General features: G+C 34.7%; 20 protein-coding genes and 2 tRNA genes. 12 read left to right on the forward strand and 10 right to left on the reverse strand.

Annotated features, from left to right (window positions below; all coding sequences use genetic code 11):
* The 11 genes from VFS71_RS01275 to VFS71_RS01325 form a co-directional block, all read left to right on the forward strand.
* Positions 1-405, forward strand: a 405-nt coding sequence (locus VFS71_RS01275; RefSeq protein ID WP_326398863.1) for a helix-hairpin-helix domain-containing protein, incomplete at its 5' end; no start/stop codon positions are given.
* 10 nt (positions 406-415) lie between these two features.
* Positions 416-2611, forward strand: coding sequence for a patatin-like phospholipase family protein (locus tag VFS71_RS01280; protein WP_326398864.1), 2196 nt, complete (start codon positions 416-418; stop codon positions 2609-2611).
* Between the two features lie 243 nt (positions 2612-2854).
* A complete protein-coding gene (locus VFS71_RS01285; protein WP_326398865.1) occupies positions 2855-4012 on the forward strand; it encodes a homogentisate 1,2-dioxygenase in 1158 nt (385 codons plus the stop codon).
* A gap of 233 nt (positions 4013-4245) precedes the next feature.
* Positions 4246-5406, forward strand: a complete 1161-nt coding sequence (gene hppD / locus VFS71_RS01290; RefSeq protein WP_326398866.1) for a 4-hydroxyphenylpyruvate dioxygenase — start codon at positions 4246-4248, stop codon at positions 5404-5406.
* A gap of 281 nt (positions 5407-5687) precedes the next feature.
* Entirely contained in the window at positions 5688-6461 is a 774-nt protein-coding gene (locus VFS71_RS01295) for a DUF3108 domain-containing protein (RefSeq protein ID WP_326398868.1), read from the forward strand.
* A complete protein-coding gene (locus VFS71_RS01300) occupies positions 6458-7390 on the forward strand; it encodes a tryptophan 2,3-dioxygenase family protein (RefSeq protein ID WP_326398869.1) in 933 nt (310 codons plus the stop codon). Before VFS71_RS01295 ends, VFS71_RS01300 begins: the two co-directional genes overlap by 4 nt.
* 18 nt (positions 7391-7408) lie before the next feature.
* Complete coding sequence (locus VFS71_RS01305) at positions 7409-8626, forward strand: M23 family metallopeptidase (protein WP_326398871.1); 1218 nt, start codon at positions 7409-7411, stop codon at positions 8624-8626.
* A 137-nt stretch (positions 8627-8763) separates the two neighbouring features.
* Entirely contained in the window at positions 8764-10407 is a 1644-nt protein-coding gene (gene pgi, locus VFS71_RS01310) for a glucose-6-phosphate isomerase (protein ID WP_326398872.1), read from the forward strand.
* 293 nt (positions 10408-10700) lie between these two features.
* Entirely contained in the window at positions 10701-13499 is a 2799-nt protein-coding gene (locus VFS71_RS01315; RefSeq protein WP_326398873.1) for a TonB-dependent receptor, read from the forward strand.
* Between the two features lie 104 nt (positions 13500-13603).
* Complete coding sequence (locus VFS71_RS01320) at positions 13604-14026, forward strand: hypothetical protein (RefSeq protein WP_173503031.1); 423 nt, start codon at positions 13604-13606, stop codon at positions 14024-14026.
* Between the two features lie 82 nt (positions 14027-14108).
* The gene (locus VFS71_RS01325; RefSeq protein WP_326398874.1) at positions 14109-14603 is read left to right on the forward strand and encodes a septal ring lytic transglycosylase RlpA family protein; all 495 of its coding nucleotides are present in this window, start codon (positions 14109-14111) and stop codon (positions 14601-14603) included.
* A gap of 2 nt (positions 14604-14605) precedes the next feature.
* Here the strand turns inward: VFS71_RS01325 and VFS71_RS01330 are convergent, their stop codons facing one another.
* Complete coding sequence (locus tag VFS71_RS01330) at positions 14606-15073, reverse strand: CYTH domain-containing protein (protein ID WP_326398876.1); 468 nt, start codon at positions 15071-15073, stop codon at positions 14606-14608.
* Between the two features lie 172 nt (positions 15074-15245).
* Between VFS71_RS01330 and dinB the strand changes: the two genes are divergently transcribed.
* Positions 15246-16328, forward strand: coding sequence for a DNA polymerase IV (gene dinB / locus VFS71_RS01335; protein WP_326398877.1), 1083 nt, complete (start codon positions 15246-15248; stop codon positions 16326-16328).
* Positions 16329-16563: 235 nt separating this feature from the next.
* Here the strand turns inward: dinB and VFS71_RS01340 are convergent, their stop codons facing one another.
* The 9 genes from VFS71_RS01340 to VFS71_RS01380 all read right to left on the reverse strand — a co-directional run bounded on the left by VFS71_RS01340 (position 16564) and on the right by VFS71_RS01380 (position 24556).
* On the reverse strand, positions 16564-17505 hold the full coding sequence (locus tag VFS71_RS01340) for a transglutaminase family protein (RefSeq protein ID WP_326398879.1): 942 nt from the start codon (positions 17503-17505) through the stop codon (positions 16564-16566).
* 6 nt (positions 17506-17511) lie between these two features.
* Positions 17512-18465: an alpha-E domain-containing protein gene (locus tag VFS71_RS01345; protein ID WP_326398880.1), complete on the reverse strand. Its 954-nt coding sequence runs from the start codon at positions 18463-18465 to the stop codon at positions 17512-17514.
* Positions 18466-18770: 305 nt separating this feature from the next.
* The gene (locus tag VFS71_RS01350) at positions 18771-18899 is read right to left on the reverse strand and encodes a hypothetical protein (RefSeq protein ID WP_326398881.1); all 129 of its coding nucleotides are present in this window, start codon (positions 18897-18899) and stop codon (positions 18771-18773) included.
* A gap of 23 nt (positions 18900-18922) precedes the next feature.
* Positions 18923-19246, reverse strand: coding sequence for a hypothetical protein (locus tag VFS71_RS01355; RefSeq protein WP_326398882.1), 324 nt, complete (start codon positions 19244-19246; stop codon positions 18923-18925).
* Positions 19247-19275: 29 nt separating this feature from the next.
* Complete coding sequence (locus tag VFS71_RS01360; RefSeq protein WP_326398883.1) at positions 19276-20712, reverse strand: circularly permuted type 2 ATP-grasp protein; 1437 nt, start codon at positions 20710-20712, stop codon at positions 19276-19278.
* A gap of 464 nt (positions 20713-21176) precedes the next feature.
* Positions 21177-22538 (reverse strand): alpha-amylase family glycosyl hydrolase, encoded by a 1362-nt coding sequence (locus VFS71_RS01365; protein ID WP_326398885.1) that lies wholly within the window; start codon positions 22536-22538, stop codon positions 21177-21179.
* A gap of 21 nt (positions 22539-22559) precedes the next feature.
* Positions 22560-23915, reverse strand: coding sequence for an alpha-amylase family glycosyl hydrolase (locus VFS71_RS01370; protein ID WP_326398886.1), 1356 nt, complete (start codon positions 23913-23915; stop codon positions 22560-22562).
* A 454-nt stretch (positions 23916-24369) separates the two neighbouring features.
* Positions 24370-24443 (reverse strand) — tRNA-Asn (locus VFS71_RS01375).
* A 39-nt stretch (positions 24444-24482) separates the two neighbouring features.
* Positions 24483-24556: transfer RNA gene (locus tag VFS71_RS01380), tRNA-Asn, on the reverse strand.
* Positions 24557-24615: the final 59 nt, after the last annotated feature.

Genomic DNA, 24615 nt, shown 5'->3' on the forward strand with positions numbered 1-24615 from the left:
GGAGGAAAAGGACAATTGTCATCGGCATTAAAAAGTATTGACGCTTTGGGGTTACGAGGTAAAATTGCCATTATTGGTATTGCCAAAAGATTGGAAGAGTTGTTTTATCCTGGAGATTCAATCCCTTTATATTTGGATAAAAAATCAGAAACTTTGAAAGTCATTCAGCAATTGCGAAATGAAGCGCATCGTTTTGGAATTACATTTCATCGCGATAAAAGGAGTAAGGCAGCACTCAATTCTTCTATAGAAAGTATTCCTGGAATTGGTGAAAAAACGATGCAGACATTAATTCAACATTTTAAAAGTGTTAAAAGATTGAAATTGGCAACCGAAAAAGAAATTTCTGACGTTATAGGTGTGTCAAAAGCCAAAAAAATTACCGACTTTTACAAAACAAAGTAATTTGCCCTTTATGTATAGAATACTGATTTTTATTCTTTTGTTTTTTACTTGTTTGAATTCATTTTCCCAAGACACACTCAAAAAGCCTAAAATAGGCTTAGTGTTGAGCGGAGGCGGAGCCAAAGGGTTTGCTCATATTGGTGTTTTAAATGTATTGGAAGATGCAGGAATAAAGATAGATTACATTGGCGGAACCAGTATGGGAGCCGTTATAGGCGGACTTTATGCAATGGGATATAATGCTAAACAAATCGATTCTATTATTGATGTGACCAATTTCAGTAATGTCCTGAACGATTATATTCCCCGATCTTCCAAGAATTTTTATGAAAAGAGAAATGACGAATTATATGCGTTGACGCTTCCGTTTAATAAATTGATTATTGGTGCGCCAGAGGCATTGTCAAAAGGGATGTATAACTTCAATTTATTAAGCAGATTGACATTGCCTGTTCGACATGTTCGTAATTTTAATGAACTGCCAATTCCTTTTTTGTGTGTAGGAACCAATATTGCCCTTGGAGAGCAAGTGGTTTTTGACAAAGGAATTTTGGCTCAGGCAATAACGGGAAGTTCTTCTTTGCCTTCTATATTTGCGCCAGTTGTAATCGATAATAACCTTATTGTTGATGGAGGGGTAATTAATAATTATCCTATTGAAGAAGTTCGAAAAATGGGGGCCGATATAATAATAGGAGTAGACGTGCAATCAGGTTTACTCAGTAAAGACGAATTAAGAAGTGCTTCAAAAATTTTCTTTCAAATCACCAATTTGCAGATGATTGAAAGAATGAAAACAAATGCAAATCTAACGGAAGTTTATATCAAACCTGACGTGAAAAATTACGGAGTGGTAACCTTTGACAAAGCTGCAGAAATTATTAAAAAAGGAGAAGACGCTACTTTTGCTGTGTTTGAAAAAATTGAACTTTTAGCAGATAAAGCGAATCCTTATCACAAGCCCAAATTGAAAGTGGAAACGGATAGCTTAACGATTGTGGATATTAAAACCAATGAACTCCAAAATTTTTCCAGAGATTATATTATCGGGAAATTAAACTTTAAGCCTGGATCCAAAATAAGTTTTAGAAACTTGGAAACTGGAATAAACAATCTTAATGCTACTCAAAATTTTAGTGCTGTGAGTTATTATTTTGAGAAAAATGGAGAGCATGATGATTTGATTCTCACCTTAACCGAAAGTCCTATAAAAACAAATTTGAAATTTGGATTGCATTACGATGGTTTGTACAAAAGTGCTATTTTGGCTAATGTGACCAATAAAAAAACGTTTTTTAAAAATGACTTTTTATCTGCCGATTTGGTTTTGGGAGATAACGTAAGGTATTATTTTGACTACTATATTGATAATGGATACCAATTGAGTTATGGTTTCAAATCCCAATTAAACCGATTTAATAAAAACATTCCGGTGAGTGTGATAACCTATAATAGCGACGGAACAAATTCTATAAATATTGATTATCTTGATTTTTCTAATCAGATTTATATTCAATCCGTATTTGCACAAAAATTCCTTATTGGAGTTGGGGCCGAATTTGAATATCTTGACATTACTTCTGAAACGCTAGAAGTAGAGCCAACGATTACCAAAAGCAATTATTTTAGTCTCTTTGGATATATAAAATACGATTCTTACGACAACAAATATTTTCCTAAAAAAGGCTGGTATTTTTCAGGAAATCAACAGTTTTATATGTTTTCTTCTGAAAGTACAGCAAATTTTGAACCCTTTTCTATTGTAAGTGCCGAAGCTGGTATTGCAAGAACAATTTTTAAGAATACAACAATAAAACTTCAGGCAGAAGCTGGAGCTTCAATTGGAAATAAAAGTTTGCCTTATTTTGACTTTATTTTGGGGGGTTATGGATTTAATAACACCAATAATTTCAAGTATTTTTATGGTTATGATTACTTAAGTATTGCGGGCAATAGTTATTTGGAAACCAGTATTACACTTGACTTTGAAATTTTCAAAAAGAATCATCTTAATCTTTCGGCGAATTATGCCAATTTAGAAGATGATTTATACGATTCCTTGGATTGGATTTCATTGCCCAAGTATTCGGGATATGCGTTGGGTTACGGATTGGAAACTGTTATTGGTCCAGTCGAAGTAAAATATTCCTGGTCTCCGGAAACCTCAAATTCCTATCTTTGGATCAGTGTCGGATTTATATTTTAATTTGTATTTTTTTAAATAAAAATTACGATATTTGTAATTATGAAAACAAATTGGACAGGTTTATTAGAGTATCTTCAATTCTTAATCAAAAGAAATCCAGAGTGATTTTATTGGTGCAATTAGCCTATTAGTATTGTCAAAGAATTGAATACTTGATTGTGTATATCAAAGTTTTGTTTAAAAAAAGCAAACTATTTGACGCTACGATTTTTACGAATTGTTTACTATCTAATTTAAATTGTTATGCCAATATATCATAAACTAGGAAATATTCCTCCTAAAAGACACACCCAGTTTGAAAAACCAAATGGAGGTTTGTATTACGAACAACTATTTGGAACAGAGGGTTTTCATGGACATTCTTCCTTGTCCTATCATATTCATCGACCGACTCAGGTCAAAGAAATTTTAAAATCGTATTCCGTTGAGCCCAAAATTGCGATCGGGAAAAACATAAAATCATTATTGTTAAAAGGCTTCGAATTGAAACCCGAAGATGATTTCTTGGACAGCCGAAAAGCAATGTTGGTCAATAGGGATTGCATCATAGGATTGGCAGCGCCTAGAAAATCATTGACTAATTATTTCTATAAAAATGCCGATGCCGATGAAATGATTTTTATACACAAAGGCAAAGGAAAGCTTAGAACCATGCTTGGGAATATTCCTTTTGAGTATGGTGATTATTTGATTATTCCACGCGGAATCATTTACCAAATCGAATTTGAAACCGAAGACAATCGTTTGTTTTATGTAGAATCCTATTCTCCTTTTTATACACCAAAACGCTATAAAAATGAATCGGGACAACACTTGGAACATTCTCCATTTTGTGAGCGTGATTTTATTTTGCCAAACGAATTAGAATCACATGATGAAAAAGGAGATTTTGTCATCAAAATGAAAAAAGAAGGAATGATGCATGAAGTAGTTTATGCAACACATCCTTTTGACGTTGTGGGTTGGGACGGTTACAACTTTCCGTACGGATTTTCGATTCACAATTTTGAACCTATAACGGGGCGTGTACACCAACCGCCACCGGTCCACCAAACATTCGAGACAGGCACTTTTGTGGTTTGTTCTTTCGTGCCAAGACTTTACGATTACCACCCAAAATCCATTCCTGCACCATACAATCACAGTAATATTGATAGTGACGAGGTGTTGTATTATGTAGATGGCGATTTCATGAGCCGTAACAATATAGAGCAAGGACACATTACATTACACCCAAAAGGAATTCCACATGGACCCGCTCCAGGTGCTATGGAACGTAGCATCGGACACAAGGATACTCAGGAATTGGCCGTAATGGTCGATACCTTCCGTCCGCTTATGGTAACCGAGGAAGCTATGGGAATAGACGATGGACAATACTATAAATCTTGGGTAGAGTAAATCATCTCGAAGAACGAAAATCACATTTAATAAATTAATTAGGAGCTATTCCTGCTATCCGTTGCAAACGAAGTTCACTGAACTCCGCTTAAAATGAAAGTTAAGTGAAGTAATCTTTTATTTTTTAAAGAAAAAAATAAAAGGATTTCCATTACTATCAGGGCTAGGGCTTTAGAACAATCAATAACATTTTCTGGAATCATAAAAAATTCCGAATCAAAAAAATAAACACAATGGCAAAAGAAGTAAAATCAGTAGAATACGGATTAGAGAAAATATTCGAAGGAGCACAAGATTTCCTTCCGCTTTTAGGAACCGATTATGTCGAGTTCTATGTAGGTAACGCAAAGCAATCTGCACATTATTATAAAACCGCTTTTGGTTATCAATCATTGGCGTATGCCGGATTGGAAACAGGAGTAAAAGACAGGGCGTCTTATGTATTAAAACAAGACAAAATCCGAATTGTTTTAACCACTCCATTAACGCAAGATTCACCACTTCACGATCATTTAAAAAAACACGGTGATGGAGTAAAAGTAGCTGCGCTTTGGGTAGAAGATGCAAGAAGCGCTTACGAAGAAACAATGAAGCGTGGTGCTCGCTCATTTATGGAACCAACAGTCGAGCAAGATGAGTTTGGAGAAGTAGTGCGTTCTGGTATTTATACTTACGGAGAAACAGTTCATATTTTTGTAGAAAGAAAAAACTACAACGGTATTTTCTTGCCAGGATATAAAGAATGGAAATCCGATTACAATCCGGAACCAACAGGTCTGAAATATATAGATCACATGGTTGGAAATGTGGGTTGGAACGAAATGAATACTTGGGTGAAATTCTATGAAGACGTAATGGGATTTGTTAATTTCCTTTCTTTCGATGACAAACAAATCAATACCGAATATTCGGCTTTGATGAGTAAAGTGATGTCAAACGGAAACGGAAGAATCAAATTCCCTATTAATGAACCAGCCGAAGGAAAGAAAAAATCACAAATTGAAGAATACTTGGATTTCTATGGAGGACCTGGAATTCAGCACATCGCCATCGCCACCGATGATATCATAAAAACAGTTTCACAATTAAAAGCTAGAGGCGTAGAATTTTTATCACCACCACCACATACTTATTATGAAGCGATTCCAGAAAGATTGGGAGTGCATATGGATATGATGAAAGAGGATTTGAACGAGATAGAAAAACTGGCCATTATGGTAGATGCCGATGAAGATGGTTATTTATTGCAAATTTTCACCAAACCAGTTCAAGACCGTCCAACTTTGTTTTTTGAAATTATTCAAAGAATGGGTGCCAAAGGATTTGGTGCAGGGAACTTTAAAGCACTTTTTGAGTCAATTGAACGCGAACAGCAATTGCGAGGAACTCTGTAAAATTTCATTTTTTTTGCATTATCAAAAAAAATAATAGTTAAATAACCCTTAAAGTTGCAAATGTTGTGTTAAACTTGATTTTTTGCTAAGAAAACGTTGATTGATGGTGTACTTTTGCACTCGCAAATCAGGAAGGGGTGGTTTCCTTCTTAGTTTCATATAAATTTTCATAATTTATAGTTTTTTGGTTAGTTAATAGCATAAAAACTCAGTCATTAATTTGACTGAGTTTTTTTGTTTTAATACATTTGAGGTTATTTTAGTTGTAATGTATCGAATCCATGAAAAAAATTATAATTTTCTTGTTAGTGGTCTTCACTTTAGGTTTCGATAATGAGAAAGATGAAGCCTTTTCAGGAGGTGAATATCTAAAATTTAGAGTGCATTATGGGCTATTAAATGCCGGTTATGCCACACTTGAAGTCAAAGACGAAACATTAAGTGGTCAGCCTGTTTTTCACGTTATAGGAAAAGGCTTTTCAACCGGCATGACTAAATTTTTTTTTGATGTTCAAGATGTTTATGAAAGCTACATTGATAAGGATACTAGAAATCCATACAGATTTGTTAGAAAAATAGACGAAGGCGGATATACTAAGAATCAAGAAGGATTCTTTAATCAAAAAACTAATAAAGTCTTGGTGAAAGACTACAAGCACAAAACCGAAAAAACATTTGACTTTTCCAAAAACACACAAGACATATTGTCGTCATTTTATTATCTACGAAATTATCCGAATATCAATAAAATAAAAACAGGTGATTCGATAATTATCGATATGTTTTTCGACAATGAGACTACAAAATTTAAGTTAAAATTTATAGGTAGAGAAGATATTAAAACTAAATTTGGCGTTGTTTCTGCGATGATTTTTAGACCTTTAGTACAGTCTGGGCGGATATTTAAGGAAGAGGAAAGTTTAACGGTTTGGATTTCAGACGACTATAACAAGATTCCACTTAGAATAAAAGCGAGTCTCTTGGTAGGGTCGATTAAAGCTGATTTGGAAGAGTACAAAGGATTGAATAATCCGTTTAAATTAAAAGCAAAATGACAATAAATGATACCACTGCATCAATTTTGGATGAAATTGATCAAAAATTTCAAAAAATAAATCAAAAAACGGAGACACATCTTGAAGGATTGCTTTGGTCAAAACCGATAACTTATTGGGATTATATTCAAACTGATGCATTGTTGAATTTACAGATTCAAAGAACAACGCTTCCGGATGAAATGGTTTTTATCATGTATCATCAAGTCAATGAATTACTTTTTAAAATGATACTTTGGGAAATGCATCAAATTTCCTATGCTGAAAAACTGACAACCGATTTTTTTACAGAGCGATTAATGAGAATTAGCCGTTACTTTGACATGCTTACCACTTCTTTTGATATTATGGGAGATGGTATGGAGGTTGAACAGTATATGAAATTTAGAAATACGTTAACTCCAGCAAGTGGTTTTCAAAGCGCACAATATAGAATGATAGAAATAGCTTCAACGGATTTAATTAATCTTATCGATTACCGTTTTAGAGCAAGTATTGATAGAAATACACCATACGAACATGCTTTGAATCACATGTATTGGCAAGCTGCTGGTAAAGACCATCAAACTGGAGAGAAGTCTTATTTGTTATTGGAGTTTGAACGCAAATACAAAGCTGCATTTTTGACCCAAATGGAAGAATATAACACTATAAACCTTTGGCAGAAATTTAAACAATTACCAGAATCTGATCGCGAAAACCCTGAATTGGTTAAAGCCATGCGTCATTACGATCACACGGTAAATATTACTTGGGTAATGGGACATTTAAATGCCGCCAGAAAGTATATTGATAGTGGAAAAGGAGATGGTGAGGCAACTGGAGGAAGTGATTGGAAAAAATATATGCACCCAAGATATCAAAGAAGAATCTTCTTCCCGGAATTATGGAGTGAAGAGGAATTGGCTAATTGGGGAGTAGAAAACTAAAGATTAAAAAGAGATAACTTGAAGCAGGTAATTGTAATTTTAGTAGTGCTGTTTTCCTTGATATCCTGTAATAGGAGTGAGGATGTTGTGGAAAATCAAGTAATTCCAAAGTCAAAAAAGAGTGATTTTGGTTTTAAATTTTCTGATTTTAATGTTGTTCTGGATTCTGTAAAGTCAGGAGATACTTTTGGGAGTATTTTGCAAAATCAAAACATTGGAGACAAAAAAGTATTTGATATTGTTGCCCAAGTGAAAGACACTTTCGATGTGCGTACCATTAGAATTAATAAACATTACACACTGCTTCGTTCCAAGAATAAAACCAATACGCTGGATGTCTTTATATACCAGCCAGATGCTTTAAATTATTATGTGATTGATTTGAGGGATTCAATTGCAAAGGCATATAAAAAGACAAAACCTTTAACGTTAAAACGTCGAACTATTGGCGGAGTCTTAAAAGGGTCGTTATCCGAGACTTTGGAATCAGCTAATGTTGAAGGGGCTTTGGCAACGAGAATTTCTAAGATTTTTGCTTGGTCTATCGATTTCTTTAAAGTAAAAAAGGGAGACCGATTTGGATTGACCTTTACCGAAAGATATATCAATGATTCTATTTATGATGGTGTAGATAGTCTTGAGGCTGCTTTTTTTGAATATAAAGGGAAGATTATTTATGCTTTCCCATTTGAACAAAATCTGGGTTCGGGTAAAGTTGATTATTATGATGAAGATGGAAAAACACTGAAGAATTTTTTCCTTAAAACACCAATTAAATTTAGTCGTATTACTTCTCATTTTAGTTCTAATCGTTTTCATCCTGTACAACAAATATGGAAAGCCCACAAAGGAACCGATTATGCGGCACCTTATGGGACACCAATTTCTACGACTGCTGCTGGAATAGTCGAACAAACGGGCTATACGGCTGGTAATGGTAACTTTGTGAAAGTAAAACACAACAAGGTTTACTCCACTCAATATTTACACATGTCTCGAATATTAGTAAGACGCGGGCAACATGTTAATCAAGGACAAACTATTGGATTGGTTGGAAGTACAGGATTGGCAACTGGTCCACACGTATGTTATCGTTTTTGGAAAAATGGTGTTCAGGTCGATGCATTACGTTTGAAATTACCAAATGGGGAACCTATGAACCCAAAAAACAAAGAACGTTTCTTAAAGAAAATAGAGCCATTGAAATTTGAATTGGACAGTGTTTCCAATTTATAGAAGCGATTTTCAGGCTTATTTAAACCAAGTTAATTTATTCTTTTAATTTGATATTTAATTGTTATATAATGTACTGATTTTAGTCCAATCAAACTTATTTCAGTAAATTTGCACAATTATAAAAAACTAGAATTAAAATGGCTTTAAATACAATAAACCCAACTGAAACTTCTGCTTGGAAAAAACTGCAAGCACACTATAATGAAACACAAAAGGCTTCGATGACAGCAATGTTTCAAGCCGATTCTTCAAGAACCGAAAAGTTCCATTTGAAATGGAATGATTTTTTGGTTGATTACTCTAAAAATAGAATTAATCAGGAAACAATTGATTTGTTACTTGAGTTAGCAAACGAAACAGGTTTGAAAAATGCTATTTCCGATTATTTTGGAGGAGCAATTATTAATCAAACAGAAAATAGAGCTGTTTTACATACTGCTTTGCGTGCCAAAGAATCAGCTGTAATTAATGTGGATGGGATCAATGTGATGCCAGAAGTATATGCTGTGAAAAACAAAGTAAAATCATTTACAAACGAAATAACTTCTGGACAAAGAACAGGATATACAGGGAAGCCATTTACAGATATCGTTAATATTGGTATTGGTGGTTCAGATTTAGGACCTGTTATGGCAGTTGAAGCTTTACAATATTATAAAAATCATTTAAATGTACATTTTGCATCTAATGTTGATGGGGATCACGTAAATGAAATTATTAAAAAGTTAAATCCAGAAACTACCTTATTTGTGATTGTTTCCAAAACATTTACAACTCAAGAGACTTTAACAAATTCTGAAACCATTAAAGCTTGGTTTTTAAAATCGGCCAGCCAAGAGGATGTTGCAAAACATTTTGTGGCGGTTTCTACCAATATACAGAAAGTAACTGAATTCGGAATCAATCCTGACAACGTATTCCCAATGTGGGACTGGGTTGGAGGACGTTTTTCTTTATGGAGTGCAGTAGGGCTTTCTATAAGTTTAGCGGTTGGTTTTGATAATTTCAACGATTTGTTAAGTGGAGCCAATGAAATGGACGAACATTTCAAAACAGCTGATTTTGACAAAAATATTCCTGTAACACTTGCCTTATTGAGTGTTTGGTATAATAATTTCTTTGGTGCCGAGAGTGAAGCTTTGATTCCTTATACACAATATTTGCAAAAACTGGCTCCTTATTTACAACAAGGAACAATGGAAAGTAACGGTAAGAGTGTAGGGCGTAATGGGAAACCGGTAAACTACGAAACGGGAACTATTATTTGGGGCGAACCTGGAACCAATGCACAGCATGCCTTTTTTCAGTTAATACACCAAGGGACGAAATTGATCCCTTCTGATTTTATTGGATTTGTAAAACCTTTATATGGAAATGACGATCATCATGATAAATTGATGTCGAACTTTTTTGCGCAGACAGAAGCTTTGATGAATGGAAAATCAGAAGAACAAGTTCAAGCTGAGTTTGACAAACAAGGATTGAGTGCTGAGAAAGCAAGTGTTCTTTTGCCGTTTAAAGTGTTTACTGGAAATAAACCAACCAATACAATTTTGATTCAAAAATTGACACCAAAATCATTAGGGTCTCTGATTGCGATGTATGAACATAAAATCTTTGTGCAAGGTATTATTTGGAATATATTTAGTTTTGATCAATGGGGAGTTGAACTTGGAAAGCAATTGGCTAATTCAATATTAGAGGAGATTCATACCAAACAAGTTAAGAGTCACGATAGTTCTACAAAATTCTTATTAAATCATTTTTTGAATAATAAGTAGATCGTTTTAAATAGGTAAAAAGCTCTGATTTTTTTAAAATCAGAGCTTTTTTTATTCCAATAAGTTACATTTTTTTTAGAAAATAAGAAAAGTAGAATTTGACCTGTCGTTTTTAATATGAAATTCTTATAATTTTAAATTTTAATTAGTAAAAATGATAAAACATTAACGATAAAATTGTAATATGCTTTTTATGGGTATGAAAGTTATTAAAAGTGCAATTTCTTAAAGCTTTCTTAACATTAATTCGTTCAAATGTTATAATTTTGCCAAAAATATTTAAAATAACAAGAATGAAGACAATGAAAAGTTGGTTACTCTCTGGATTACTGTTTTTGATGGTTTCGACCGTATTTTCACAAGGAAAAATTACTGGAACTATTACAGATGGACAAGGTCCATTACCTGGAGCAAATGTTGCTATTAAAGGTACATCAGCAGCTGCTTCAACAGGTTTTGATGGTAAATTTACCATTAGTTCTACTGTAAATGCTGGGCAATTAATTATTTCTTACATTGGTTACGATAACCAAACTGTTAATTTTACAACTTCAAACAATGGAACTACAGATTTAGGGAACATTGTTTTGGTGTCTAATTCTAATCAGTTGAGTGAAATAGTTGTTAAGTCAACTGTTGTAGACGTTGCAAAAGACAGAAAAACACCTGTTGCTGTTTCGACTATTAGAGCAACAGAAATTCAACAAAAACTTGGAACTCAAGAATTTCCTGAAGTTTTAAAGAACACTCCTTCAGTTTATGCTGTAAAAGGTGGTGGTGGATTCGGAGATTCAAGAATTAGTATTCGTGGATTTAGTCAAAATAACATTGCCGTTATGATTAATGGTGTACCTGTTAATGATATGGAAAACAGTTCTGTATATTGGAGTAACTGGGCTGGATTATCTGATGTAACTTCTGCTATGCAAGTACAAAGAGGTTTAGGATCTTCAAAATTGGCTATTGCATCTGTTGGAGGAACAATAAATATATTGACTAAAACTTCTGATCAAAAAGAAGGGGGTTCTATTGGGTCTTCTTTTGGAAATGCAAATTATCTAAAAACACAAGCTTCTTATTCTACTGGTAAATTGGAGAATGGACTTTCAGCTTCTGTTTTATACAGCCACACAATGGGAGATGGATATGTAGATGGAACTGATTTTGTAGGAGATAACTATTTTATAGCTTTGGGTTATACTACAAAAGACAACAAACACGATTTTCAATTTACTTTTACAGGAGCGCCACAATGGCACAACCAAAGAAATTCAAGTATTACTATCGCTCAGTATCAAAAATATGGAGTTGATGGAGAGCCAAATATAAGATACAACTCTGATTGGGGATATTTGAATGGAGAAAAGTTTAGTATGACAAGAAACTATTTCCATAAACCAGTTGGTTCTTTTAACTGGGATTACAAAATAAACGAGACTTCAAAATTGTCTACTGTTCTTTATGGTTCTTGGGGCCGTGGAGGTGGAGCTAGAGGTGCTGGAGGAGTTAGAGGTTCATCTTATACGGCAGATGCTTTTAGAACTGCTGATGGTTTAGTGGATTTTGATAAAATTCAGGCCTACAACTCTGGTCAAACAGTTATGATTAATGGAGTGGCTAGAACTAGAACGGAAATTAATGGTAATTTTCAAAACAGTTCAGATACAGGTAGAAAAGGTGCTGGAACAGCAACTGATCCATATGTTTATAATAGCACTTCAGGTATTTCTCAAATTTCATCTATCAATTCTCATGACTGGTATGGTGGTGTAATCAATTTCAATAAAAAATTCACAGAGAACATAACTTGGGATTTAGGGGTTGATGCTAGAACTTATGTGGGTATTCACTATCAAAATTTAAATAATTTGCTAGGCGCAGATGTTTATTTTGATAATAATGATAAGAATAATCCAAATAGAGTTTTGACTAATACGTATACTGTGAGTCCTTCTGGGAATCCTTTTTCAAATGCTACAGCTGGAGATAAAATCAATTTTTACAATGATGGAAATGTAAACTGGTATGGTGCTTTTACTCAATTAGAGTATTCTAAAGATAATTTGACTGCATTCATTCAAGGTGCTGTTTCTCAACAAGGTTTCAAAAGAGTAGATTACTTTAAATATTTAAGTTCTGATCCACTTTCTTCTACTGATTACGAAAACATACTTGGTGGTAATGTAAAAGGAGGAGTAAACTATAATATCAACGAACAGCATAATGTTTTTGCTAATGCTGGGTATTATTCAAAACAACCGTTTTTTAATGCGGTATATCCTGGAAATGCTTCTATAGTGAATCCATATTTGGTAAATGAAAAAATCATGAGTATTGAAGGTGGTTACGGTTTCCGTTCTGGAATTTTCTCTGCCAATGTAAATGTTTATTATACTACTTGGGATGATAGAAATTTAAGAATAAATGATTCTAATACAGCTACTAATAGTGGTGGGTATTATGATTATACAGGAATTAGTGAAACACACATGGGAGCTGAATTTGAAGGAAACGCTAGAATTACCGATAAATTCAAAGTTAATGGAATGTTCTCTTTTGGAAACTGGGAATACAGTGGTAATGCTAATTCAACATTATACAATTCTGCTAACGTAGAATTGAGTAAAGCACTTTTATATTTAGATAAAGTTAAAGTAGGTGATGCTGCTCAAATGACTGCTTCTTTGGGAGCTTCTTATGAAGTTTTTGAAAGAGTTACTTTGGATGCTAATTACAACTATAATAACCATTTATATGCAGCAATTTCTCCTGAAAAATTCACAAAGATTGACAATAAAGGATCTTTAGAATTGCCATCTTACGGATTAGTTGATGCAGGATTCTCATATAAAATGCTTGTTGGAGCTAAAAAGGATAAATCAGTAAATTTCAGAATAAATGTAAACAACGTATTTGATGAAATTTATATTGCTGAATCTAGATCTAACATCTTCGCTGATGATTTTGTTTCGGGTACATCTGGACCTACTTATGCATCTGCAGGAAAAACATATAATGGCGTAGCAAATGCTAACCAAGTTTTCTTCGGATTTGGAAGAACTTGGAACTTTAGTTTACGTTACGATTTCTAAAAAAAAAATCAAAATACAGTTCACAAAACCCCAATCGCTTTTTAGTGTATTGGGGTTTTTTTATGACTTTTTTGCTTATATTTGTTTAAATTAAAAAAATATTTATGTACACGATTTTACAAAAATTTCACTCAGGTTGGGCTTATATTGCATTGTTAGTTCTTGTTATCGCGGTTATTAATGCCATAATAGGAATGTCTTCAAAAAAAGAATTTACTCCAAAAGACAGAAAAATTGCTTTGTTTGGATTAATTGGAATACACGTTCAATTATTGGTTGGTATAATCTTGTATTTTGTTTCTCCGCTAGGATTGGCCTCATTTGGGCAAATGTCTGATAAAGCATTGCGTTTAACTTCATTGGAACATCCATTAATTAATATCATTGCTATCGTTTTGATTACAATTGGTTGGTCAAAACATAAAAAATTAACGACTAGCGAATCAAAATTCAAAACCTTCTCTATATTTTACGGTTTAGGATTAGTACTTATTTTAAGTAGAATCCCTTGGTCCTTGTGGTTTTAAACCCATTTTTAAAAGTCCTGAAAAGGACTTTTTTTTACCCATAATTTTTTTGCAATTCAAAGTTTCACCTAATAAACTATAAATGAAAAAAATAATCACGCTTTTATTTTTACTGGCCAATATTGGTTTGGTAAGTAGTCAAAGTACCATTATAAACAGCAAAAAATTTTCCATCAATAAAGACACTGTAAAAAAAACTACTAAAGTTGTCGAAAAAGAGTTTACACCAGTAACAATCGCCCCAGATTCTGTAATTGTTGAAACCGGAAAGTTTGTATTCTTCAAAAAAAATGCCCACGCCTCTTATTATCATGACAAGTTTAATGGTAAAAGAACAGCAAGCGGAAAACGATTTGATAATAAAAAATTAACTGCAGCCCATAGAAAATTCCCTTTTGGTACCAAGCTCAGAATTACCAATGAAGCCAATGGAAAATCGGTAATAGTAGAGGTGATTGATCGCGGTCCTTTTGCAAGAGGAAGAGAAATTGATTTAAGTAAAAAAGCTTTTATGGATATTACTTCCAATAAAAGCAGTGGTGCGGTAATCGTAAAAATAGAGGAATTACAAAAATAAAATCACCAATTCTTAAAAGGATTGTTGCTTAAGTAGGCATTGTAATATCGTTTATCATTCGTAACTTCTTCGCCAAGCCAAATTGGTTTTTCAAAAGATTCAGTTTCGGATTTTAGCTCGACTTCAGCCATAATCAGTCCTTGATTCTCACCATAAAACTCATCAATTTCAATAATATGACTACCCGTTTTGACTTCAAATCGGGTTTTGTCAATTACGCCAGATTCGCATAAAAGCAATAATTTTTCGGCCTCATCAATAGGGATTTCCTTTTCCCATTCAAAACGGGACATTCCCGATTCGTTTGAGATTCCTTTTATGGTCAAAAAGCCTTTGTTTCCTTTCACGCGCACTCTTACGGTTCTTTCGGGAACTGAACTTAAATAGCCTTGCTTTATTCTGTTTTGGGCAAAAGATTCTTCTTTGAAAGTGTCTGAAGTGACCAAAAATTTTCTTTCTATTTCTAGCATTTGTATATTTTTAGGAGCTTAATCCAGCTGTACACTATATCTTTTTCTTTTTAAAGAAAAAAGAAAAAGGATGCCGTTTCCATCTGGGCTAGTTGCGTTCATCAAAGATATTCATTTATTTTTTAACAGTTCTGTCGTTCCATTTTTTTCAAAACGTTTCTAAATTTGTAACATGTCCGAACCGTTTCCACATAGAAAAATCATACACATCGACATGGATGCCTTCTATGCTTCTGTGGAGCAAATGGACAATCCTGAGTTGCGTGGAAAGCCTATTGCAGTTGGAGGAGCCGAGAATCGGGGAGTCGTTTCTGCGGCCAGTTATGAAGCCAGAAAATTTGGTGTTCGTTCTGCCATAAGTGGCTTTTTGGCCAAAAAAAACTGCCCGGAACTTATTTTTGTAAGACCTCGTTTTGATCGCTATAAAGAAATCTCAAAGAAGATCCATAAAATATTCCGTGATTATACGGATTTGATCGAGCCTCTTTCGCTTGATGAAGCCTATCTGGATGTTACCAAAAATAAAAAAGGTAATCCCAGCGCCAGTTTATTGGCACAGGAAATTAGGGAAAGAATATTCAATGAAGTTGGACTAACAGCTTCGGCGGGAATTTCGGTTAATAAATTTGTGGCCAAAATTGCCAGTGATTACAATAAACCTAACGGACAAAAAACGGTCAATCCAGATGAAGTGATTTCTTTTTTGGAGCAATTGCCCATCCAAAAATTCTACGGAGTAGGGAAGGTTACCACCGAAAAAATGTTTCAGCTTGGAATTTTTACGGGATTGGATTTAAAAGGAAAATCAGTGGAATTTCTGGAAAAGCATTTCGGGAAGTCGGGTGGGTTTTATTATAATGTTGTTAGGGGAATTCACAACAGTGAAGTGAAATCCAATCGGATTACAAAATCCGTGGCCGCTGAGCATACTTTTGACATTAATCTTTCTTCTGAAATATTTATGTTGGAAAAGCTCGAAAGAATCGCATCTGAATTGGAACGACGTTTAAAAAAACATCAAATTTCCGGCAAAACAATTACCCTTAAAATAAAGTACAGCGATTTTACCCAACAGACGCGTAGCAAAACAATGCCTTATTTCATTTCGGATAAAGCGCTGATTTATGAAACGGTCAAGGAATTGTTGTATCAGGAAAAAATGAAAGATTCGGTGCGACTTCTCGGAATTTCCTTAAGCAACCTTAATACCGAAATCAAAAAAACAGTGGTGGTACAGCTCAAATTTGATTTCTAATTCTATGAATTTCATTTGGTAAGGCATTTATTTTAGAAATAAACTTTATAAGCGGAGGTCGATTATTGTTGTTTTTTCTTTTTTGGATGATGGTAAAAAGGCAAAATCTTTCTCTTTAGCCCCGATAGAAGTGGAAATCCTCCCGATTTTTTTCGGGAGATTGTAACGGAAAGCGGGACAATATTGCCAAAAAAGCCAAATGTTTCTGCTCCAAATTAACATAATAATCAGGTTGTTATTGTTGTTGCTGTTGTTCGATATAATTTATTTGCTCGTTTATTTCCTGTGGAATTTCTTCAAGTTGAACATCGTTTATTTCTTCATAATGCCTGCCGTCCTCATAGCCTATGGAGACGCATACGGAGAGTGTCTGTCTGGCAAGTCCTTTGAACGTTCCTTTGATTGGTGTGCAATCGCAAAAATCACTGCCTACGGCTAGTTTTACGTGATTGTCCATAGTCCAGATATTATTGGTGGGATCGAGCCCAAGCCAGCCTTGAGTGGGAGTGTAAATTTCGACCCAGGCATGAGTTGCCCCTTCGCCCCTTAAACCACTTTCGTTTGGACAAATATAGCCACTTACATATCTGGACGGAATGCCAACAGTTCTTAACAGTTGTAGCAATACGTGTGCAAAATCTTGGCAAACTCCTTTTTTGAGTTCTAAAATTTCATCGATAGTGGTTTCTATATTGGTGATTCCTTTGGTATAGGTAAAATTGTCAAATATGTATTGATTGCATAATTGAGCAATGTTTATGACTGGTTTATTGACTACATCTATAGCTGCCAAAATAGCTTCAATCTCGTTTTGTTTTTGAATGGATTCGGGATAACTCAGCCTTAATAAGGTTATGTTTTCACTTTTTTGTTTCAATAGATCTTCAACAGTTGTGTTGTCGATTTCAGGTATTTTTAGCGAATGATTAACTCGAACAGTCATTCTAGATTCGATAACCATTTCTTCATGCGATTCCAGATTATTAAAATTTGCAACTCGATTGCCGTAATAATCTTGGTAATATTCTACTTTAGGATCATGGGTGATTAAGAGTTGGTAATCGAGTACGTCTTGATTGTCAAAATGATTGGGAAACAAACGTACCTCGTTTATACTTTCTTTTATGGGCCAGTTGTATTGGTATTTTGTAATATGAACTATTTTGAATATTGCCATAGGAAATTAGGTGTAGGAGAAAAATAATTTCGAGAAATCGACAGAAAACTGGGTAAGCTGTGTTTTTGTAGTTTCTAGAACTTCTTCCAGTTGTTTATCCGTCAAGTGATGATAGTCGGTAAAGGCTATGTAGCTTTTTAATCGTCCAAATTGATTGTATAATGTTCGGGCTTCACTTATTTCACTGTCTTTCACAAGGCAATCCAAATATTTATTAATTAATTCGAGTGTAAAGATCACAGAATGAGCAAAGTCTTGGTTGAAAATAACGTGCTGTACGACCTTTCGATTGTGTTTGATATTACTATAACTCTTTAGGTACAACTCGTAACCCGATAAGGATAGCAATAATCTTCTCCAGTACATTACGTCTTCATTTCCGTCCAAATTATAATTGATAGGGGCGTAATAAGCTTGTGTCATAGAGATGGTTTGTAGGCACCTTTCTATCAGTTTTCCTATATTCGAAAAGCTCCATCCAAGTCCTCTTGGCATGGTTACATGCAATATGCCGTTGTAAAGTAAGAGATCTTTATTTAGTTTGCTTACAATCTGCAAGGCATCTGATGTTTCCAGTTTTTTGGGAAGATCAGGGGAGTTCATGAAATGATACAGCGAATTGATATGTTCCCAGAGTTCTTTTGTTATTTTGTCTTGAGAACCTCTGGCATTTTCACGGGCTTTCACAACTAAATTTTTAACAGAATTGTGATTCAAACTATCGCAGATAATGTATTTCAGCACAAAGTTGGTGTCGTATTGCACTTCGTTTATTTGGTCGTATGTCAAATCGGTATAATATTTTAATAAAGGTTTGTAGCCCTGACAATCATCGGTTTCTTTGTCAAATGATAGAATGTAACTGGTGTTAAGAGTTAGTAACATGCCATCGGTTCTTTCCATATATCTGTGGAGCCAGAACATTCCGTCTGCCACTCGACTTAGCATATTTGCTTTCATATGATTCGATTTATAAATTGTAATTTTTTCAGCAAAATTATTTACTTCGTCAGTTCGCTAAAGCTCGTGTGGGCGTGACCCTGTTGAGCAAAGAGGAATACTTTTAGCACTGCTTATACAGCCCCTTAGCTCAACAGCGACGGGCTATCACGAGCGCATGGCGCCTTGTTCAAATGAAATTCACTGAACTCCAATGAAAATAAATATATAGTGAAGTAATCCCTCACGCAATCCCATAAATCGACAGCCCGTATATCTTACGAGTTCACAACTATCGAAAACTGTGGTCTAAACAATGCTCTTTTTTAGCATTTGAAAATAATAGGTTCTACAATGGTTTCTATTATTGACTCTATGATAGGAGCCTGAGATTCTGTGTAATTGTTGAGTAAAAACATCCCGTTTGTAACTCCACTTAGCATAGTTGTTTTCATTTGAATTGATTTTAAAATTGAGATTAATAGATTTTGATTTTATTTATAAATCGCTTGATTAAATTTTCTTCTATTTCACTTTTTGGTACTTCCAAATTGGGTTCCTCTACAGTTTTAATAGGTTTTATTTCTTCTTTTTTTGTAACAATTTCAGGAATTGGAATTGAATCTAAATTTGGTATTTCAGGATCGGCTGTTATTGTTATTTTTTTAACTTCAGGCTCATTTGTGTTTTCTACTGTAGTTTCAGTTGGTTTCGCGTCGTTTAAATGTTCTAAAACCATTTCGGGTAAAAAGGCAAACTTATTGCTTTCGTTTTTTTCTGTGTTTAAGGCTTCTGTTTTCATTTTGATTCATTTTAAAAATTAAAATGAAATTACTTTATGATCCAAGTGTCTTTACTCCCTCCTCCTTGCGAAGAGTTGACGACCAATGAACCTTCTGTCAATGCGACTCGAGTTAATCCTCCAGGCACAATCTCTACTCCATTGGGTCCACATAAAGCATACGGTCTTAGATCTACATGGCGTAATTTCAATTGGCCATCTATTAAACAGGGGACGGTGCTGAGTTGAATGATAGGTTGTGCGATAAAATTTCTGGGATTGGCCAAAATGGCTGTTTTACCATTTTCAAGTTCTTCTTGCGTAGCCTTATTTCCCATAATCATTCCATATCCCCCACTTCCGTTAGTTTCTTTGATTACCATATTTTCCATATCGGCAAATACTAGTTCTCTTTCCTCTCTGTTTTCCATTTGGTATGTTGGAACATTTTTAAGTATTGGTTCTTCGTTAAGGTAATATTTTATCATATCTGGGACATAGGCATAGACCGCTTTGTCATCGGCAACGCCATTGCCAACAGCATTTACCAAGGCCACATTTCCATGACGGTAGGCACTAATAAGTCCTGGTACGCCCAGTGTGCTTTCAGGTTTGAAAACCAACGGATCAAGATATTCATCGTCCAAACGGCGGTAAATAACATCCACTTGTTGTAATCCCGAAGTAGTTTTCATATAGACTTTATTGTTATTAACCACCAAGTCTCTTCCCTCCACAAGTGGAATTCCCATTTGTCTGGCTAAAAAAGTATGCTCATAATAAGCCGAATTATAGACTCCCGGTGTAAGTAAAACAACGTTGGGATTAGATACGTTTCGTGGGGATAACGAAACCAATATATTGTGAAATATCATCGGATAACTTCCTACCATGCTTACTTTATTGGAGGTAAGCATATCTGGAAAAATTCGTTTGGTAATTTCACGGTTTTCCAACATGTAACTTACACCGCTGGGACATCGCAGGTTGTCTTCAAGTACGTAGAATTCTCCTTTTGCACCTCGGATTAAATCAATTCCGGCGATATGCACATGAATATTATGGGGTACTTTTATCCCATGAACTTCTTGTATATAATGAGGACAAGACGCTACCAATGAAGCTGGGATTATACCATCTTTTATAATGTGTTGTCCATTATAAACATCTTCTAAAAATAAATTAAGGGCTTTTAATCTTTGTTTGATTCCGGTTTCCACTTCGCTCCATTCGGCTTTTGTGATGATTCTTGGAATGATGTCAAACGGAAAAATTCTTTCTATTCCTTGGTTATTGTCGCTATAAACTGTAAATGTTATACCTTGATTCATAAACAAGTCCGAAGCCTGAATCTGTTTGTCGTTTAGACTTTCAGGATTTAGATTTTGTAACGTTTGAAGGACCTGAGCGTAAGAATCTCTAACGCCTTCATTCGAGAACATTTCGTCCCACCCTTTTGGGTTTAGCTGTGGCATCAATTTCATCATATTTCTCAGTATTAAATAATTAATATTCTGGTATAATATGGCTTTTTGGGCCGTGTTTAGGACTAAATTATTAAATTATTATCACTGAAATCGACATCGGTGTGATTATTTTATAATTTATGTCAATTTCTTTTTTAGCCAATCTTTTTTTGATAAATCTAATTTTTTTGTTTGGATTTTTTTTTGATTTCGCATTCGCTAAATTGACTTTTGAGAACATAGCTATTTGATAGTGGGTATCTTGTAGTTTTGGCAGCGGTTTTTTTTTAGTGTTAGTTTTTGCAAAGAATGGAGCAATCTCTTATAGTCCATCTTGGAGGTTAAGATAATAAGCTAAGATTTGGATTTTTTGGATAAAAGGAGTTGAGTTTAGAGTGCAAAAAAAGCCATCATTTCTGATAGCTTTTTTAGGGCGGGACATAATGCGCTATATTTTTTGAATAAATTGATTTGACTATATTAAATTAATTTCTTTCCAAAACCAAATATCCCCAAGGAGTCAGCTGTAATTTATCTTTACCACTAAATTCATAATTTTTGGATGTAAACAATTCTGTGTATTTTCCTTTGTGGTATTCGTTTTCTAAAATGACTTCTTTCGCCTGGTCGCTGAAATTAATGATTACAATTACGTTGTCTTTGCCTTTGGTTCTGGAGAATGAAATCACATTTGACATTTGGTTGTTTTTTATGCGAACCATTTTTCCTCCCCAATCGCCATTCCAAAGCGCTTGATTGCGGTGTTTCAATTCAAATAATTTTTTGAAAATAGCACCATTTTCATGTTCTTTCCAAGTTATGGGATCTTTGTCGAAAAAATTTAGAGAACGATCCAGCCCCGATTCTTGACCACTATACAACATAGGCATACCGTCAATGGTTCCTATTAGAACCATGGATGGTTTTAGTCCGTCGCCAAAGTTTTTAAACACATTGCCTTCCCATGAATTTTTATCATGATTGTCTAAAAAAGCCATTCGATAACCAGCTTCGGGAAAAATGCTCACGTGCTCTGCGATATATCCTTCGGTAAGACTTTGAATAGTCGTTTTTTGAGTGGTTATTTTATGTAGGCAATCCCATAAACTCCAGGCGTAAGTCATATCGAAAGCTTTTCGGTGTAAATCAAATGTTTCTGATTCGGCCAGCATAAATACCGGTTTTATCGCGTCGAGTTCTTTTCTTGCGTTTTCCCAGAAATCCAAAGGCATAAAACTTGCGACATCACAGCGGTAACCATCGATATTGGTTTCTTTAACCCAATATTTCAATGCATCGGTCATGTATTTTCGAATTCCAGGTTGTTGGTAATCAAAATCTATAATGTCATCGTAATCGCGCCAAGGTGTCGGTTCAAAATTCCCTGCTTCGTCCTTGATGTACCAATCGGGATGTTGTTTGACTAATGCATTGTCTGTAGCCGAATGATTGGCAACCCAATCCAAAATTACGTGCATTCCCATCGCATGAATTTTATCTACCAAGGCCTTCAAATCGGCTAAACTGCCGTATTCAGGATTCACGCCATAATAATCTTTCACGGCATAATAACTTCCCAAAGTTCCTTTTCGATTCTTTTCGCCAATGGGATGAATAGGCATGAGCCAAATAATATCTACGCCCAAAGCTTTTAATCTTGGCAAATGGGTTACAAAAGCTTTGAAAGTGCCTTCTGGAGTGAACTGTCGAATGTTTACTTCGTAGATTGTCGCATTTTTGCTCCATTCAGGATGTTGTAATTCGACATATTTTTTAGGTTGGTACACATCTTGTGAAAATCCCAGAAGCGAAATAAAAAACAAGGCTATAGACAAGTATAATTTCATAGGGGTTTGATTTTTTAGAAATTAATATTCGTAAACTTCATAACCCCAAGGTTTCATTTTCCATTCTTTGGAGCTTAAAGTTTCTTCATTTCCTTTAAAAATATTATGTGCTTTTCCTGTCAAAGTAGCGTCTTTTATGGATATCGTCTGTTCGCTTGCAGAAAAATTAAGAATAACCAAAACTTTTTTACTTCCCTTCTCTCTTACATAGGCATAAATCGCTTTGTCGTCTCCCAAGTTTACTTTTTTGAAGGAGGCATTAGCGGAAAGGGCTTCGTTGTTTTTTCTTAGATTCAGCAATGTCTTGTAGAATTTCTCTCTTTGAAAATTTTTAAACGTCATGGGGTCTTTGTCGAAAAACTTCAATGCCCTTAAAATCGGTTCTTCTTGTCCGCTGTAAATTAGGGGGACACTGTTTTTCATAGTTTGTGTAAATATGGCAAAAGGCTCGTGAATAACCCCTGGAAAGGTTCCAAAATCGGCATGATTCCAACTGTTTTCATCATGATTACTTGTGAAATACATTTGAATCGTATTTTTGGGATATAAAGTTTCATTTTCGGTATTGATGCTGTCCAAGACAAGTGCTGATTTTTCACCTTTGGCTACTTTTTCCATCATTTTAAACATGTGCCAAGGGTAAACCGCATCGAAGCCACTTTTAGGAAGATAAGTGCTGTCTCCTTCGGCAAGCATAAAGACATTCTTCATTTTTTTTAATTCCGGAATCGATTTACGCCAAAAAGAAGCTGGAACGTTCCAGGCAACATCACATCGGAATCCATCAATATCAGTGTCTTCAATCCAGTATTTCATCGCGCGAACCATACTGTCTTGCAATACTTGATTCTTGTAATTTAATTGTCTCGTATCGTTCCAGTCAAATGCGACTGCCGGTTTTCCAGAGCTGTCTTTTACAAAAAAGTCGGGATGTTGTGTAATCCATCGATGGTCAGCGCCGGTGTGATTTGGTACCCAATCAATTAATACTTTCATTCCTTTATCGTGTATGGATTGTACCAATTTCTTAAAGTCATCCATTGTTCCAAATTCAGGGTTAATTGCGGTATAATCTGAAACGGCATAATAGCTTCCCAAAGAGCCTTTTCTGTCCAATTTACTAATAGGGTTAATAGGCATGAACCAAATCGTTTGGACTCCCATTGCTTTTAATCGGTCAAGGTGTTTTGCAAATGCATTAAAAGTTCCTTCGGGTGTGTATTGACGAACGTTGACCTCATAAATATTGCCTTGCATTATCCAAGCGGGATGACCATCGATTTGATTGTTGTCGTTATTTGATAATTTGTTGTTTTGACAGCATATCAAAGAAAAAATCAATGCTATAAACACGAAAGGAATAGAGAGTCTTTTCATAACGGAGAAAATTAATGATTCAAATAAGTTTACATTTTGAAGTGCTTTAGTTTATGAAAATATTGAAAAACGTTTTTCTATAAATTGCACAAACTAGTTGAGTACCAATTTAGTAATTTATTAAACAAACTTCAAATGAAAGTAGTATTAATATCTTAATCATTAAGTTGTTTCGATGTTGAGGACATAAGATTTTCCAGAAAGAAATTCTAATTTGTATCCATAACAAGGTGTTGTGGAGTTTATTTATAATTTGGGCATGACCACAAGGGTCGGGCTGTCCATTATATCTTTTCTTTTTCTAAAGGAGGAAAAGAAAAGGATGCCATTTCCATCCCTCATGCAATTTCGTTTTCATAACGAGCTTTTGAATAATTCTTAAATATTGAAGAGGTTTTAAAAAGAATTGTAAATAAAAAAAAAGACCATCATTACTGATAGTCTTTTTATTAAGCTCCCCCTCTTGGGCTCGAACCAAGGACCCTCTGATTAACAGTCAGATGCTCTAACCAACTGAGCTAAGGAGGAATCACCTTAAAGGTAAATATGTTTGCTAAAAAAAGTTTGCTCCCCCTCTTGGGCTCGAACCAAGGACCCTCTGATTAACAGTCAGATGCTCTAACCAACTGAGCTAAGGAGGAAGTTGTTGCTCTTTTTAGCGAGTGCAAATATAGGATTAAATTTAAATGTAGCAAACAAA

Source organism: Flavobacterium sp., assembly GCF_035760125.1.
Classification (GTDB): Bacteria; Bacteroidota; Bacteroidia; order Flavobacteriales; family Flavobacteriaceae; genus Flavobacterium.